At 65.9% G+C, this 16022-nt stretch carries 14 protein-coding genes; 5 read left to right on the plus strand and 9 right to left on the minus strand.

All coding sequences use genetic code 11. The features are described from left to right. The first annotated feature begins 65 nt into the window (after window positions 1-65). The 4 genes from NJG22_RS03040 (at window position 66) to NJG22_RS03055 (ending at window position 3675) form a co-directional block, all read left to right on the plus strand. Window positions 66-1391 carry a TRZ/ATZ family hydrolase gene (locus NJG22_RS03040; RefSeq protein ID WP_253092440.1) on the plus strand — a complete coding sequence of 442 codons (1326 nt, stop codon included), beginning with the start codon at window positions 66-68 and terminating at the stop codon, window positions 1389-1391. A gap of 64 nt (window positions 1392-1455) precedes the next feature. Beyond that, window positions 1456-2154 carry a bifunctional 2-polyprenyl-6-hydroxyphenol methylase/3-demethylubiquinol 3-O-methyltransferase UbiG gene (gene ubiG / locus NJG22_RS03045; protein WP_253092442.1) on the plus strand — a complete coding sequence of 233 codons (699 nt, stop codon included), beginning with the start codon at window positions 1456-1458 and terminating at the stop codon, window positions 2152-2154. Window positions 2155-2156: 2 nt separating this feature from the next. Beyond that, window positions 2157-2828: an N-acetylmuramic acid 6-phosphate phosphatase MupP gene (mupP, locus tag NJG22_RS03050; protein WP_253092445.1), complete on the plus strand. Its 672-nt coding sequence runs from the start codon at window positions 2157-2159 to the stop codon at window positions 2826-2828. Window positions 2829-2934: 106 nt separating this feature from the next. Beyond that, a complete protein-coding gene (locus NJG22_RS03055) occupies window positions 2935-3675 on the plus strand; it encodes a YciK family oxidoreductase (protein WP_134689252.1) in 741 nt (246 codons plus the stop codon). Window positions 3676-3742: 67 nt separating this feature from the next. Here NJG22_RS03055 and NJG22_RS03060 read toward each other — a convergent pair whose 3' ends face one another. From NJG22_RS03060 to NJG22_RS03090, 7 genes are all read right to left on the minus strand, one after another. After that, complete coding sequence (locus NJG22_RS03060) at window positions 3743-4528, minus strand: iron-containing redox enzyme family protein (protein ID WP_253092447.1); 786 nt, start codon at window positions 4526-4528, stop codon at window positions 3743-3745. 38 nt (window positions 4529-4566) lie between these two features. Continuing rightward, complete coding sequence (locus NJG22_RS03065) at window positions 4567-7023, minus strand: EAL domain-containing protein (RefSeq protein WP_253092449.1); 2457 nt, start codon at window positions 7021-7023, stop codon at window positions 4567-4569. A gap of 246 nt (window positions 7024-7269) precedes the next feature. Beyond that, window positions 7270-9102 carry an ABC transporter ATP-binding protein gene (locus NJG22_RS03070; protein WP_253092450.1) on the minus strand — a complete coding sequence of 611 codons (1833 nt, stop codon included), beginning with the start codon at window positions 9100-9102 and terminating at the stop codon, window positions 7270-7272. After that, window positions 9095-9727, minus strand: coding sequence for a DsbA family protein (locus NJG22_RS03075; RefSeq protein WP_253092452.1), 633 nt, complete (start codon window positions 9725-9727; stop codon window positions 9095-9097). Before NJG22_RS03075 ends, NJG22_RS03070 begins: the two co-directional genes overlap by 8 nt. Before the next feature lie 3 nt (window positions 9728-9730). Then, window positions 9731-10663, minus strand: coding sequence for a rhodanese-related sulfurtransferase (locus NJG22_RS03080; RefSeq protein ID WP_253092454.1), 933 nt, complete (start codon window positions 10661-10663; stop codon window positions 9731-9733). Window positions 10664-10866: 203 nt separating this feature from the next. Next, window positions 10867-11163: a BolA family protein gene (locus tag NJG22_RS03085; RefSeq protein ID WP_253092456.1), complete on the minus strand. Its 297-nt coding sequence runs from the start codon at window positions 11161-11163 to the stop codon at window positions 10867-10869. A gap of 10 nt (window positions 11164-11173) precedes the next feature. Next, window positions 11174-11698, minus strand: coding sequence for a DUF2059 domain-containing protein (locus tag NJG22_RS03090; RefSeq protein ID WP_217853472.1), 525 nt, complete (start codon window positions 11696-11698; stop codon window positions 11174-11176). A 154-nt stretch (window positions 11699-11852) separates the two neighbouring features. Between NJG22_RS03090 and NJG22_RS03095 the strand changes: the two genes are divergently transcribed. Continuing rightward, on the plus strand, window positions 11853-13247 hold the full coding sequence (locus NJG22_RS03095; RefSeq protein WP_253092458.1) for a class II fumarate hydratase: 1395 nt from the start codon (window positions 11853-11855) through the stop codon (window positions 13245-13247). 33 nt (window positions 13248-13280) lie between these two features. Here the strand turns inward: NJG22_RS03095 and NJG22_RS03100 are convergent, their stop codons facing one another. Both NJG22_RS03100 and pap read right to left on the minus strand, forming a co-directional pair. Further along, on the minus strand, window positions 13281-14240 hold the full coding sequence (locus NJG22_RS03100) for a DMT family transporter (RefSeq protein WP_253092459.1): 960 nt from the start codon (window positions 14238-14240) through the stop codon (window positions 13281-13283). A 179-nt stretch (window positions 14241-14419) separates the two neighbouring features. After that, entirely contained in the window at window positions 14420-15910 is a 1491-nt protein-coding gene (pap, locus tag NJG22_RS03105) for a polyphosphate:AMP phosphotransferase (RefSeq protein WP_217853469.1), read from the minus strand. Window positions 15911-16022: the final 112 nt, after the last annotated feature.

Consider the following 16022-nt stretch of genomic DNA (forward strand, 5'->3'; position numbering starts at 1 on the left):
CCCTCAGCCACGGACGCTCGGGTATACTGCGCGTTTAGCCGAACCGAACCAGGTAGATGCCTCGCATGCCCAGCGCCCCTCCCCTCCTCGACCTGCTGCTCGTACCGGCCTGGCTGGTCCCCGTGGAGCCGGCGGGCGTGGTCTTGCAAGGCCATGCGCTGGGCATCCGCGACGGCCAGATCGCCTGGCTTGGCCCGCGCGAGCGCGCGCCGCAGGCCCAGGCCGTGCGCGAACTGCCGGACTGCCTGCTGACGCCCGGGCTGATCAACGCCCACGGCCACGCGGCCATGGCCCTGTTCCGCGGCTTGGCCGACGACCTGCCGCTGATGACCTGGCTCAAGGAGCACATCTGGCCGGCCGAAGGCCGCTGGGTCGATGAAACCTTCGTGCGCGACGGCACCGACCTGGCCATCGCCGAACAGCTCAAGGGCGGCATCACCTGCTTCGCCGACATGTACTTCTTCCCCCGCGCGGCCTGCCAGCGGATACAGCGCAGCGGCATACGCGCGCAGGTCGCGGTACCGCTGCTGGACTTCCCGATCCCCGGCGCGCGCACCCCGGACGAAGCCCTGCACCAGGCCATCGAGCTGTTCGACGAACTGCGCCACCAGCCGCGCATCAGCGTCGCCCTCGGCCCGCATGCGCCGTACACGGTCAGTGACGCCAACCTGGAAAAGATCCGCATCATCGCCGACCAGCTCGATGCCCCGCTGCACATGCACATCCACGAAACCGCCGGCGAAGTCGAGCAGGCGCTCAAGGACAACGGCGAGCGCCCCTTGGCGCGCCTCGCCCGCCTGGGCTTGCTGGGGCCGAACCTGCAGGCGGTGCACATGACCCAGGTCAGCGACGACGACCTGGCCCTGCTGGTAGAAAGCAACACCAGCGTGATCCACTGCCCCGAATCCAACCTCAAGCTGGCCAGTGGCTTCTGCCCGGTGGAGCGCCTGTGGCAGGCCGGGGTCAACGTTGCCGTCGGCACCGACGGCGCAGCCAGCAACAACGACCTCGACCTGCTCGGCGAAACCCGCACCGCCGCCCTGCTGGCCAAGGCCGTGGCCGGCTCGGCCACCGCCCTGGACGCCCATCGCGCGCTGCGCATGGCCACGCTCAATGGCGCCCGGGCGCTGGGGCTGGAGGCGATCACCGGCTCGCTCGAAGTGGGCAAGGCCGCCGACCTGGTGGCGTTCGACCTGTCCGGCCTGCAACAGCAGCCGGTGCACGACCCGGTGTCGCAATTGATCTACGCCACCGGCCGCGAGTGCGTGAAGGATGTCTGGGTCGCTGGCCAGCTACTGGTCGACGCGCGCCGCCTGACACAGATGGACGAAGCCGCGCTGGCGGCCAACGCCCGCGCCTGGGGAGCCCGCATCGGCGGGCGCAACGAATGAACGACCGGCCGCCACGGCTGCCGGCCCGCGACACTATTTATCGAAGATTCAGAGGACTGTTCCCATGAGCAACGTCGACCACGCCGAAATCGCCAAGTTCGAAGCCCTGGCCCACCGCTGGTGGGACCGCGAGAGCGAGTTCAAGCCGCTGCACGACATCAACCCGCTGCGGGTCAACTGGATCGACGAGCGCGTCAGCCTGGCCGGCAAGAAAGTGCTGGACGTCGGCTGCGGCGGCGGCATCCTCAGCGAAGCCATGGCCCAACGCGGCGCCACGGTCACTGGCATCGACATGGGCGAGGCACCGCTGGCGGTGGCCCAGCTGCACCAGCTGGAGTCCGGCGTTGCCGTCGAGTACCGGCAGATCACCGCCGAAGCCCTGGCCGAGGAAATGCCCGGGCAGTTCGACGTGGTCACCTGCCTGGAGATGCTCGAGCACGTGCCGGACCCTTCGTCGGTGATCCGCGCCTGCTACCGCATGGTCAAGCCTGGCGGGCAGGTGTTCTTCTCGACCATCAACCGCAACCCCAAGGCCTACCTGCTGGCGATCATCGGCGCCGAGTACATCCTCAAGATGCTGCCGCGCGGCACCCACGACTTCAAGAAGTTCATCCGCCCCTCCGAGCTGGGCGCCTGGAGCCGCGCTGCCGGCCTTGAGGTCAAGGACATCATCGGCCTGACCTACAACCCGCTGACCAAGCACTACAAGCTGAACAACGACGTCGACGTCAACTACATGATCCAGACCCTGCGCGAGGAATGAGCATGCGCTTGCGAGCAGTACTCTTCGACATGGACGGCACCCTGCTGGACACGGCGCCGGACTTCATCGCCATCTGCCAGGCGATGCTCGCCGAGCGCGGCCTGCCAGCCATCGACGACGCGCGCATCCGCGAGGTGATTTCCGGTGGCGCCCGGGCGATGGTCGCCGCGACCTTCGCCATGGACCCCGAGGCCGAAGGCTTCGAGGCCCTGCGCCTGGAATTCCTCGAGCGCTACCAGCGCGACTGCGCGGTGCACAGCAAGCTGTTCGACGGCATGCCGGAGCTGCTTGCCGACATCGAGAAAGGCAACCTGCTGTGGGGCGTAGTCACCAACAAGCCGGTGCGCTTCGCCGAGCCGATCATGCAGCAGCTGGGCCTGGCCGAACGTTCGGCGCTGCTGATCTGCCCGGACCACGTCACCCGCAGCAAGCCCGACCCCGAACCGTTGATCCTGGCGTGCAAGACCCTCGAGCTGGACCCGGCCAGCGTCCTGTTCGTCGGTGACGACCTGCGCGATATCGAGTCTGGCCGCGATGCCGGCACCCGCACCGCCGCGGTGCGCTATGGCTACATTCACCCAGAGGACAACCCCAACCACTGGGGCGCCGACGTGGTGGTGGACCACCCGCTGGAACTGCGCAAGGTACTCGACAGCGCGCTGTGCGGCTGCTGATTTCAAGTCGCAAGCGTCAAGCTTCAAGCTTCAAGAAAAAGCATTGATGCGCTTTCTCTTGTAGCTTGCCGCTTATAGCTTGCCGCTCATATTCAAGGACAGACCTATGTTCGACTACACCGCCCGCCCCGACCTGCTCAAGGGTCGGGTCATCCTGGTCACCGGCGCCGGCCGCGGCATCGGCGCCGCCGCCGCCAAGGCCTATGCCGCCCTTGGCGCCACCGTGCTGCTGCTGGGCAAGACCGAGGCCAACCTCAACGAGGTCTACGACCAGATCGAGGCCGCCGGCCACCCGCAACCGGTGGTGATCCCGTTCAACCTGGAAACCGCCCTGCCCCACCAGTACGACGAGCTGGCGGTGATGATCGAGGAACAGTTCGGGCGCCTCGACGGCCTGCTCAACAATGCCTCGATCATCGGCCCGCGCACGCCGCTGGAGCAGCTGTCGGGTGACAACTTCATGCGCGTGATGCATATCAACGTCGATGCCACCTTCATGCTCACCAGCACCTTGCTGCCGCTGCTCAAGCTGTCGGAAGACGCCTCGGTGGTGTTCACTTCCAGCAGCGTCGGGCGCAAGGGCCGGGCCTACTGGGGCGCCTATGGCGTGTCGAAGTTCGCCACCGAGGGCCTGATGCAGACCCTCGCCGACGAGCTCGAAGGCGTCGCGCCGGTGCGCTCCAACAGCATCAACCCGGGCGCCACGCGCACCGCGATGCGCGCCCAGGCGTACCCCAGCGAGAACCCGCAGAACAACCCGCTGCCCGAAGAGATCATGCCGGTGTACCTGTACCTGATGGGGCCGGACAGCAAGGGCGTGAACGGCCAGGCGCTGAACGCGCAGTAACGCCCCCGTTCGCCGGCAAGCCGGCTCCTACGGGACCTTGTAGGAGCCGGCTTGCCGGCGAACCGCCTCAGCCCGCCGCCAGCGCCGGGCGCAGCCGCCCCTGCTGGCGCCCTTCCAGCTGCATGCAGCGCTCCAGGAACAGGAACATGCAGTCGTAGCTCTTGCAGATCGCCCGACGCAGCTCGGTGCGCAGCCCCAGCGTGGGGTTCTCGCCCGCCAGGGTGCAGATGATCTCCAGCGCCTCCCACGGATGGGCATCGTCGTACTGGGCATGCATCTTCAACCACTTCATCGCGCGCTTGCGGATGTCCTCGGGGAAGCCCTGAGCGTAGCTGTCATCGGCGCAGACCACTGCCGACCATTCGCCGGTCGCGCCTTCGATGGCGTAGTTGGTGGCCGCCATGGCGATGGCCAGCGACTCGGTGGCGCACACCCGCCAACACCAGTCGTTGAGGCCATTGAGCTCGGGCGGTACCTCCTGGGCCTGCAACTCGTGCAGGTGGATGCCATGGGCCTGGCACCAGTGCACCCAGTAGTCGGCGTGGTTGAGTTCGACGCGGATGTTGCGCATCAACCAGCGTCGCGCCATGTCCTCGCCAGGGTGGCGGGCATAGCGGGTCTTGGTGAGGTTATGGGCCATGTACAAGGAGAACTGCTCGACCACCGGCCAGCCACCGATCAGGTACTGGCGGATGGTCGACTGCTTGAGCTGGCCATCGCGCAGGCGCTGGTAGAACTCATGCTCCACCACCCGACGCTTGCTCTGGCGACAATCCTCGATAAGTTGCTGGGCCCACTCTGGATAACTGGCCGGATCCATCAATGGTCCGATCCTTACGAACGCGTCAATCACTGTCAGCTCCTTGATTCCCTGTGATTTCCGGGCGTTGTTCAGCGAAAGGTCCCCGGTGCCCGGTGCAAAAGGGGCCTCGCGGCAATCCGTTGGCGCTGCAGGCTGTCGCAGGTGAAGACCTGCGGGCGTTCGATGAGGTATCCCTGGGCGTAGTCCACGCCGATCTCTTGCAAAGCCTGCTCGATCAACGGCGTTTCGACGAACTCGGCGATGGTCCGCTTGCCCATGACGTGGCCGATGTGGTTGATCACTTCGACCATCGCCCGGTTGATCGGGTCGTCGAGCATGTCTTTGACGAAACTTCCGTCGATCTTCAGGAAGTCTACAGGCAAATGCTTCAAATAGGCGAATGACGACATCCCGGCGCAGAAGTCGTCGAGGGAGAACCGACAGCCCAATCCCTTCAATTCATTGATGAAGCGAATCGCGCTGCCAAGATTGGCGATGGCGCTGGTTTCGGTAATTTCGAAACAGATCAACCGCGGCGGGATATCGAACTCGCCAAACAGCCGTTGCAGGTACTCGAGGAACTTGTCGTCACCGATGCTCGAGCCCGACAAATTGATCGCGCACATGGCCAGCGGCCCTTCGCGGCCTTCGTCCAGGCACTGGCGGATGGTCTGGAACACGTTGCGCACCACCCAGCGGTCGAGGGCGGTCATCAGGCCGTAACGCTCGGCCGCCGGAATGAAGCTGTCGGGCAGGATGGTGCGCCCGCCTTCGTCATGCAGGCGCAGCAGGATCTCGATATGCCCAGGCCCTTCGTGGGGCTGCAGCGGCGCGATCTCCTGGGCATAGAGGCAGAAGCGGTTCTCCTCGAGCGCCACATGCAGGCGCTGGATCCAGGCCATTTCGCCGAAGCGCATGGACAGTTCGCTGTCGTCGGCGTGGTACACCTGCACGCGGTTGCGCCCCTTCTCCTTGGCCATGTAGCAGGCCATGTCGGCGGCCCGCAGCGACGCCTCCAGGGTGGTCGGCACCTGGGCGATGTGTACCAGGCCGATGCTCACGGTGGTGACGAAAGGCCGCCCCTTCCAGACAAAATGCAAACTCTGCACCGCCTGGCGCAACTGCTCGGCGATGCGTTCGGCCTGATCCGACGGGCAGTTTTCCAGCAATACGCCGAACTCGTCGCCGCCCAGCCGGGCCAGGGTGTCGCCCTCGCGCAGGCCCGCCTGCAACACCGCGCAGATGTGCCGCAGCAGCTCGTCGCCGGCGGCATGGCCGCTGGTGTCGTTGACCAGCTTGAACTGGTCGAGGTCGAGAAACATCAGCGAATGGCGCCCGGCCTGGCGCGCCAGGCCATTAAGCGCCTGCTCCAGGCGGTATTCGAACTCGCGGCGGTTGGCCAGGCCGGTGAGCGCGTCATGGGTGGCCTGCCAGGACAGGTTGGCGATGTACTGGCGCTCCTGGGTCATGTCGTGCAGCACCACGACGATGCCGCTGAGCTGCCCCCCGCTGAGGATGGGCGATCCGACCAGGTTCACCGACACCGTGCTGCCATCCAGGCGCTGGATCAACCGGGCATGCTCGGCGCCGCCCTTGAGGCTGCCACTGCGCACCTGCTCGACCAGGGTGTGGCCGTCCTTCTCGGCGTTTTCATCGAGCAGGCTGAACAACGCCGCCAACGGCAGGCCCTGGGCCTGGGCCGCCTGCCAGTGGGTCAATTGCTCGGCGGCAGGGTTCATGTAGGCGATGCAGCCATCGACATCAGTGGTGATCACCGCATCGCCGATCGACTCGAGGGTCACCTGGGCGCGTTCCTTTTCCGCCTGCAGCGCGCTGGCGAATGCCTGGCGCTGGGCCAGCAGCTTGCTCGAACGCAGCCAGGCCATGGCAATCAGGAACAGCGCCGTGGCCAGGTTGGTGATCATCAGCACCTTGAGCAGCATCCGCGAGCCTTCGCCCAGGGCATCGCTGAACGCCTTGGCCGCGGGCGTCACCCCATCGTTGATGACCACGATGCGCGCCCGCCAGTTGGCCACCTGGCGCGCATCGACCGCGCCGGCGGCGAAGCCTGCGCGCATCTCGTCGGCCAGCACGTCGAGCTGGCGCAGGTAGTCGTCGCCGATATCCCAGTAATGAATGGCGGTTTCCATGTAGCTGATATGGCGGAAGTTGCGGTAGAACCAGATGATCCGGGCGACATCGTCGGGGTGGTTGCCGCCCTGCAGTATGCCACGACGGGCGGCCGCCAGGTCTGGCTCGGGGCGGTCCAGGGCCAGGCGCAGGTCGAAATCGCCCTGGGGCACGAGGATGGCGCGGCGGTAGCGGGCGTAGGTCAGCGGGTCGCGGTCATCGGCATAGAGGTTGAGGTAATAGATGGCGTCCTTCTGCGCCTTGGACCACAGGCTCTCGCCCGCCACATAGGCGCGCACGGCGGACAACGCGTAGAGACTCAGGCTGCCCAGCAGTACCTGGAACAGCACAACGGCGACGAAGGGCCAGATGATACCCAGCAGCCTTGGCGCTTCGAGAGTCCGATTTCCCTTCATGTAGTCCCTGTCACGGCGGCAGATAAGGCACGAATCGACCTAGACAAAGCACAGCGTAGGCCATTTGCCATGCGTTTGGCGCGCTTTTTGATGACGGCAACCAGGCAGTACAGCCCCTGCAGGAGCGGCCTTGCGTCGCGAAAGGGTTGCGCAGCAACCCCAGGCCCCGCGCAGGGCGCGAAATTGCCGGGACCGCCCCGCGGCCCTTTCGCGACGCAAGGCCAGGCCTACACCGCCGGGACACAATCAGATCTGTTGCAGGTGGCCGTAAAGCTTGGCGTACAGGCCGCCCTCGGCGATCAACTGCTGGTGGTCGCCGTCCTCGGCCACATGGCCGCCATCGAACACCAGCACGCGGTCGGCCTGCTTCACCGCCGACAACCGATGGGCGATGATCAGCGTGGTACGGCCCCTGAGGAAGCGCGCCAGGGCCTGGTGCAGGTTGTACTCGGTGGCGGCATCCAGCGCCGAGGTCGCCTCGTCGAGGATCACCACCTTGGGCTCGGCCAGTACCATCCGGGCGATGGCCAGGCGTTGCCGCTGGCCACCGGACAAACGCACGCCAGAGCGCCCGACCACGCTGTCCAGGCCCTGGGGCAAGGCGGCGATGGTCGCGTCCAGCTGGGCGATGCGCAGCGCCTGCCAGCAAGCGTCGTCGCTGCAATCCCGGCCCATGGTCAGGTTGGCGCGCACGCTGTCGTTGAACAGCGACGGGTGCTGCAACACCACGGCGACATGCTCGCGCAAGGTTTCCAGGCCGATCTCCTGCAGGCTGGCGCCACCGAAACGGATGGTCCCGGCCTGGGCGCCATACAGCCCCAGCAGCAACTGCACCAGGGTGCTCTTGCCGCCGCCGCTGGCGCCAACGATGGCCACCTTCTCGCCCGGCGCGATGGACAGGTTCAACTGGTCGAGCACCGGCTCGTCGGCGTAGGCGAAACGCAGGTCACGCACCTCGATACCCACCGTCTCACGCCCGGCAAACGGATCGCTGGCCGCCGGATACTGCGGTTCGTCGGCGCGCGCCAGCAATTCGTTGAGCCGGCTCAGGGCACCGCCGGCGGCATAGTAGGCGTACTGCAGGTTGAGCAGTTGTTCTACCGGGCCAATCATGAACCACAGGTAGCTGAACACCGCGAGCATCTGGCCGATGGACAGGTCGGAGAACAGCACGGTGAGCATGGCCGCGGCGCGGAAGATATCGATGCCGAACTGGAACAACAGGCCGCTGGCACGGCCACTGGCGTCGCTCTTCCACTGCGAGGCCACCGCGTAGTCGCGCACTTCACGGGCCCGCAGCCCCAGGCGACCGAGGAAATAGCCCTGGCGGTTGCTGGCGCGGATTTCCTGGATTGCATCCAGGGTTTCCGACAATGCCTGGGTGAACCGCGCGGTACTGTCGTTCTCGAGCTTCTTCAGGTGCTTGACGCGCTTGCCCAACTGCACGGTGAAGTAGATCACCAGCGGGTTGAACAGCAGGATCAGCAGCGCCAGTTGCCAGTGCATCCAGATCAGGATCGCAGCGGTGCCGGTGAGGGTGAGCATCGCCACCAGGAAGCGGCTGAGGGTCTCGCCGACGAACTTGTCGAGGGTGTCCAGGTCGGTGACCAGGTGGGTGGTTACCGTGCCACTGCCCAGGCTTTCGTATTCCTTGAGGGAAATGCGCTTGAGCCGGTCGATCAGGCGGATGCGCAGGCGGTAGACGATGTCCTTGGCCAAGCCGGCGAACAGCTTGGCCTGCACCACGTTGAACACCAGCGCGGCCAGGCGCAGGCCGAGGGTGGCGCACAGCATCAGGCCGATATAGCCCGCCGCCACCTGCCAGTTGCCAGGCAGGAAATGGTTCATCCACTGCAGCGCGGTGTCGCCATGGCCGAGCAGTACTTCATCGACCAGCAGCGGCAGCAGCAACGGGATCGGCACGCTGCACAGGGCAGCGAGCACGGCCACCAGGTTGGCGCTCCACAGGGCTTTTTTGTGGTGCAGGGCCAGGCGGCGAATCTGCGCCCAGCTCAGGCGATCGGGCACAGCGGGGGACTTCCCTGGCACAGGGTCTGGCGACCCTGGCAGATCAAGCACAGGCGGCCTGCTGCAGCCAGCGGCCGAGCAAGGGTTGCAGGCTGTCCAGCGGCTGGTAGCCGTTGGTCAGCAGGGCCAGTTGGCCATTGCGCTCGGCCAGCAGGGTGGGGAAACCGGCGATGCCCAGGTCCTGTACCCAGGCGAAGTCGGCGGCGGTGGCGGCGCGGCTGTCGTGGCTGGCGAAATGCGTGGCGAACGCCTCGCGGTCGAAGCCGGCCTGGACGGCCAGGTCCACCAACTGCGGGGCGTGGGTGACATCCACGCCCTGCCCGTAGAACGACGCCTGGATCAGCTTGAGCAAGCGCCACATGCCCTGGGTGTCCAGCTCGCGCGCAGTCACCAGGGCCCGGCAGGCCGGCTCGGTGTCGTAGACGAAACCGTCGGGCATCGCGCCATCGAAGCGGAACCCCTGCCCGGTGGCGTCATGCACCGCCTGCCAGTGCTCGAGGATGTACTTGCGGGTCGAGGCGTCCAGGGCGCTGCCGCCGCTGCGCAGGCCACCGGGCACCAGGCGGGTGTCGACCCCGGCCTCGCGGGCCTGGGCGATCAACGCCTCGGCCACCGGGGCGAAGCCCCAGCACCAGGAGCACATCGGGTCCATCACATAGAGCAGGCGTGCGGACATGCATCAGGCCTCGGCTTTGTAGTTGTAACCGATCGGGTGTGGCAGGTTGCGGGCCTTGGCCAACTCGATCTGCTTCTGCCGGTCCATGGCGCTGCGGCGGGTCTTCTCGCTGAGGCTGTCCCAGCAGTGCGGGCAGCTCACCCCTGGCGAATAGTGCTCGGACTCGCGGTCCTTGGCATCGACCGGGTGGCGGCAGGCATGGCACTGGTCGTACTCGCCCTCGCTGAGGTCGTGGCGCACGGTGACCCGATTGTCGAAAACGAAGCAGTCGCCGTCCCAGAGGCTTTCTTCCTGGGGAACTTCCTCGAAGTATTTCAGCACCCCACCCTTGAGATGATAGACGGCTTCGAAGCCTTCACCGAGCATGTAGCTGGAGGCTTTTTCGCAACGGATGCCGCCGGTGCAGAACATCGCGACCTTCTTGTGCTTGCTCGGGTCGAAGTTGGCCTTGATGTAGTCGGGGAACTCGCGGAAGGTCTCGGTCTTCGGGTCGACGGCGCCCTTGAAGGTGCCGATGGCCACTTCGTAGTCGTTGCGGGTGTCGATCAACAACACCTCAGGGTCGCTGATCAGGGCGTTCCAGTCCTTGGGCTCGACATAGGTGCCGACGGCCTTGTTCGGGTCGACGCCGGGTACGCCCAGGGTGACGATCTCTTTCTTGAGCTTGACCTTGGTGCGGTAGAACGGCTGTTCGTCGCAGTACGACTCTTTGTGGTCGATATCCACCAGGCGCGGGTCCTTGCGCAGCCAGGCCAGCAGCGCATCGATGCCTTCGCGGGTGGCCGAGACGGTGCCGTTGATGCCTTCGTTGGCCAGCAGCAAGGTGCCTTTGACGCCGTTGTCGAGCATGGCCTTGAGCAGCGGCTCGCGCAGTTCGACGTAGTCTTCGAGGGTGACGAACTTGTACAGCGCCGCCACGACGATCGGTTGAGTCATGAAGCTGAATCTCCAGTGGTTGCCCTCGTAAGGGGCGGACCGGGTTTGACATAAAAAGCATGGGGGCGCCTTGCGCCCCTTTCGCGACACAAGGCCGCTCCTACAGGGGAATGCGTATGCCTGTAGGCGCGGCCTTGTGTCGCGAAAGGGCCGCAAAGCGGCCCCCGGATTTTGCGAGATTGTACCAGAACGACGGAAAGGATTCAGTGCCCGCCGCCGGCGCACACCGGCGAGGCTGGCGCGACGCCGACCGCCGCCCACTCTGCGGGCGTATAGGTGTGAATCGCCAGGGCATGAATCTCGCCCATCAGCTCACCCATGGTGGCGTAGACCTTCTGGTGGCGCTTGACGCTGTTCAGCCCGGCGAACTGCTCGCTGACCAGCACCGCCTTGTAGTGCGTTTCCTGGCCACGGCTGTGCATGTGGCTTTCGTTGTGCACTTCAAGGTGCTGGTCGCCCAGGGGCGCCAGCTGCTGTTCGATGCGCTGCTGCATGCTCATCGCGTCAGGCTCACTTCTTCGCCGGCGCGGCGGCCTTGCCGGCGCTCGGGTCGAGTTCCTTGGTCATGTCCTCGAGCAGCTTGTTGACCACCGGCACCGCCGGTTCCAGGCTCTGCTGGGTCAGTTGGGCCGACTGCTGGGTGACCTTGGGCATTTCGCGCAGGACTTTCTTGCCCAGCGGCGACTCGTAGAACTTGACCAGGTCGTTCAGCTCGGCCTCGGTGAAGGTCGCGGTGTACAGGTTGACCATCTGCGGCTTGAGTTTCTTCCAGCCGATGGCGTTGTCCAGGGCGGCGTTGGCCTTGGCCTGGTAGCTGTCGAGCACGCCCTTCTTGGCGGCCGGGGCCTTGGTCTGCTCGAAACGCTGGGCGAACATCTGCTGGACCTGCATGTACACCGGGGTGCCCAGCTTGTCGGCATTGGCCAGGGTCAGGAATTTCTCGGCGGCAGCGTTGTGGGCTGGAGTGGCTGCGAGTACCTGGCCGCTGGCGCAAACCAGGGCAACGGCGGCACAGAGGGCACGGAGACGGGTCATTGCATTTCCTTCAAGAGAGGGAGGCGGATACCTCAGGGTAGAGCATTCTGCGCCGTGATGGCGAAGTGCTCAAGTGGCACGACGAGCGATGGAACCGCTGTGTCGAATCAGGGCCTAAACTGCGGTTTCGAACTACCAAAGGAGTGAGCGCAGCATGAGCCGTATCGAGACAGACAGCCTGGGCCCGGTCGAAGTTCCAGAGGACGCCTACTGGGGTGCGCAGACCCAGCGTTCGCTGATCAACTTCGCCATCGGCAAGGAGCGCATGCCGCTGGCGGTGCTGCACGCCCTGGCGCTGGTCAAGAAAGCCGCTGCCCGGGTCAACGACCGCAACGGCGATTTACCCGCCGATATCGCCCGCCTGATCGAGCAGGCCGCCGACGAAGTGCTCGACGGCAAGCACGACACCCAGTTCCCGCTGGTGGTGTGGCAGACCGGCAGCGGCACCCAGAGCAACATGAACGTCAACGAGGTGATCGCCGGGCGCGCCAACGAGCTGGCGGGCAAGGGCCGTGGTGGCAAGGCGCCGGTGCACCCCAACGATCACGTCAACCGCTCGCAGAGCTCCAACGACTGCTTCCCCACCGCCATGCACATCGCCGCCGCCCAGGCCGTGCACAGCCAGCTGCTGCCGGCGATCGCCGAGCTGTCGGCGGGGCTGGCCGAGCTGTCGGCGCGCCACATGCACCTGGTCAAGACCGGGCGCACGCACATGATGGACGCCACGCCGATCACCTTCGGCCAGGAGGTCTCGGCCTTCGTCGCCCAGCTCGACTACGCCCAGCGCGCCATCCGCGCCACCCTGCCGGCGGTGTGCGAACTGGCCCAGGGCGGCACGGCGGTGGGCACCGGGCTGAATGCCCCGCACGGCTTCGCCGAAGCGATTGCCGCGGAACTGGCCGCGCTCTCCGGCCTGCCGTTCGTCACCGCGCCGAACAAGTTCGCCGCCCTCGCCGGCCACGAGCCGCTGACCAGCCTGGCCGGGGCGCTGAAGACCCTGGCCGTAGCGCTGATGAAGATCGCCAACGACCTGCGCCTGCTGGGCTCGGGCCCTCGCGCGGGGCTGGCCGAAGTGCGCCTGCCGGCCAACGAGCCGGGTAGCTCGATCATGCCTGGCAAGGTCAACCCGACCCAGTGCGAGGCCTTGTCGATGCTGGCCTGCCAGGTGCTGGGCAACGACGCGGCGATCGGCTTCGCCGCCAGCCAGGGGCATCTGCAGTTGAACGTGTTCAAGCCGGTGATCATCCACAACCTGCTGCAGTCGATCGAACTGCTGGCCGATGGCTGTCGCAACTTCCAGCAGCACTGCGTGGCCGGCATCGAGCCAGACGCCGAGCAGATGGCCGCGCACCTGGAGCGCGGGCTGATGCTGGTGACTGCGCTGAACCCGCACATCGGTTATGACAAGGCGGCGGAAATAGCCAAGAAGGCCTACAGCGAGGGCAAGACCCTGCGCGAGGCGGCGCTGGCGTTGAAGTACCTGACCAACGAGCAGTTCGACCAGTGGGTAAGGCCGGAGAACATGCTGGCGCCCGGCGGCAAAGGTTGACTCATCACCTGTAGGCGCGACACAAGGCCGCGCCTACAGGTATCGCGTCGGGCTATTGGGCCTGCGCCATCCCGCGATCAGCGACGGCCCCAGCGCCACCAGCGCCGAGCCCAGCACCACCGTCACCGCTCCGACATACCCCAGGCCGTTGATCTGTTCGGCGTGAACATAAGCCGGCCACAACCAGGCGCCCAGCGCCACCGCGACGAAGGTCACCAGCGGTGTCAGCGCCAGGGTCGCACTCACCCGCGACGCTTCCCAGTGCGCCAGGGCCTCGGCGAACGCGCCATAGGCCACCAGGGTGTTCAGGCAGCAAGCCAGCAGCAGCCAGCCTTGCAACGGGCTCAGTTGCAAGGCCTGCAGCGGGTGCGCCCAGGGTGTCAGCAATAGCGCGCAGCACAGGTAGAGCACCATCATCACCTGTTGCGAGTTCCACAGCGTCAGCAGCTGCTTCTGGCTCAGCGCATACAACACCCAGATGCTGGTCGCCAGGAAGATGGTCAGCACCCCGGTGGTGTAGGTACCCAACGAGCCGAGCAGTTCCTCCAGGCGCTGGTTGAAGAACAAGGCAAACCCCACCAGCAGCACCAGCAGGCCCAAGCCCTGCCCCAGGCTGAAACGCTCCTTGAACACCAACACGCTGGCCACCAGCAACAGCACCGGGCCCAGTTGCACCACCAGTTGCGCGGTGCCGGGGCTGAGCAGCTTGAGGCCCACCAGGTACAGCACGTAGTTGCCCACCAGCCCAGCTACCGCGAGGGCCACCAGGCCCCTGCCCCTGGCGCCCAAGCGGCGCAGCGACGGCAAGCGGTGGTGGGCGGCCAGCCAGGCGAACAGCAGGCCGCCCGAGACGGACAGGCGGTACCAGGTCACGGTCACCGGGTCCATCACCTGCAACACCTGCTTGAGCTTGATCGGCAGGATGCCCCAGAGCAGCGCGGTCAACAGTGCCAACAGCAGGCCATGGACCCAGCGTCCGGAAGAAATGTGCATGCTGTCCTCGAATCGGGCCTTGGTGGGGAGCGTGCAGTCTAAAGGCTGGCCGGGGAGGAGGTGACGGGAAAAGATTTCATCACGTCATTCCCCGTGCGCATGCTGTACCGACCGCGTCGCCTGGTTCGCCAGCAAGGCTGGCGCCTGCAGGTGACGCGCATGGGGTTTGAAAGTCATTGTTACTTCTTGTGCTTGGCGAACGCCGCCTCCAGCGCCTGGTTGATGGTGCGCAGTACCTTCACCCGCGCCCAGCGCTTGTCGTTGGCCTCTACCAGGGTCCAGGGCGCGATCTCGGTGCTGGTGCGGTCGACCATGTCACCCACCGCCTCGGCATAGACATCCCACTTGTCGCGGTTACGCCAGTCTTCCTCGGTGATCTTGTAACGCTTGAACGGAATCTGCTCGCGCTCCTCGAAGCGCTCCAGCTGGGTCTGCTGGTCGATGGCCAGCCAGAACTTGACCACCACCACCCCGGCGTTGCTCAACTGCTCCTCGAAGTCGTTGATCTCGCCGTAGGCGCGCATCCAGTCGGCTGGGCTGCAAAAGCCCTCGACCCGCTCCACCAGCACCCGGCCATACCAGGAGCGATCGAAGATGGTGAACTTGCCACGGGCCGGGATATGCCGCCAGAACCGCCACAGGTAAGGCTGGGCACGTTCTTCCTCGGTGGGCGCGGCAATCGGCACGATGCGGTACTGGCGCGGGTCCAGCGCCGCCGCCACACGGCGGATCGCCCCGCCCTTGCCCGCCGCGTCATTGCCTTCGAACACCGCCACCAGGGCATGGCGGCGCATGCGCTTGTCGCGCAGCAAGCCGGCGAGCCGGGCCTGTTCGGTGACCAACTGCTCGGCGTAATCCTTCTTGTCCAGGCTCAGGGTCATGTCCAGGGCGCCGAGCAGGCTTTTCTGGTCGATGCTGCGCCCCAGCGGCGCGACATTGCCCTGGTGCCTGGGCGGGGTATTGGCCAAGGCCGCCTGCAAGCTCTCCAGCAGGATCCGCCCCACCGCCAGGCTGCGGTAATACGGGTCGACGCCCTCGACCACATGCCAGGGCGCATAGTCGCGGCTGGTGCGGCGCAGCACGCGCTCGCCGAAACGCACGAAGCGGTCGTAGGTTTGCGACTGCTGCCAGTCCAGCGGGCTGATGCGCCAGTTGTGCAGCGGGTCGTCGCGCAGCGCCTTGAGCCGGGCCTTCATCTGCTTCTTGGACAGGTGGAACCAGAACTTGATGATCAGCGCGCCTTCCTCGCAGAGCATCTGCTCCAGGCGCTCGGCCCCGGCGATGGCCTGGTCGAGCACGGCATCCTTGAACTGGCCATGCACCCGGCCTTCGAGCATCTGGCTGTACCAGTTGCCGAAGAACACCCCCATCCGTCCTTTGGGCGGCAGTGCCCGCCAGTAGCGCCAGGCCGGCGGGCGGGCCAGTTCTTCGTCGGTCTGCTGGTCGAAGGTGCGCACCTCGATCAGCCGTGGGTCCATCCATTCGTTGAGCAACTTGACCGTTTCGCCCTTGCCCGCGCCCTCGATGCCGTTGATCAGCACGATCACCGGGAACCGCGCCTGCTGCTTGAGTTCGTACTGGGCCTCGAGCAGCGCCTCGCGCAGGGCGGGGACCTCGGCCTCGTAGGTGTCCTTGTCGATGCTGTGACCGATTTGCGCGGATTCGAACATGGATGGCTCCTTCAATGGATAAGCAAGACTAGCGGAATTGTGCTTCGCCTGTACCGGCCCATTCGCCGGCAAGCCGGCTCCTAAGGTGATCGCGCCGCAGCTACGCACTGCG

The sequence above is a fragment of the Pseudomonas sp. VA159-2 genome (assembly GCF_024126635.1).
Lineage (GTDB): Bacteria > Pseudomonadota > Gammaproteobacteria > Pseudomonadales > Pseudomonadaceae > Aquipseudomonas > Aquipseudomonas muyukensis.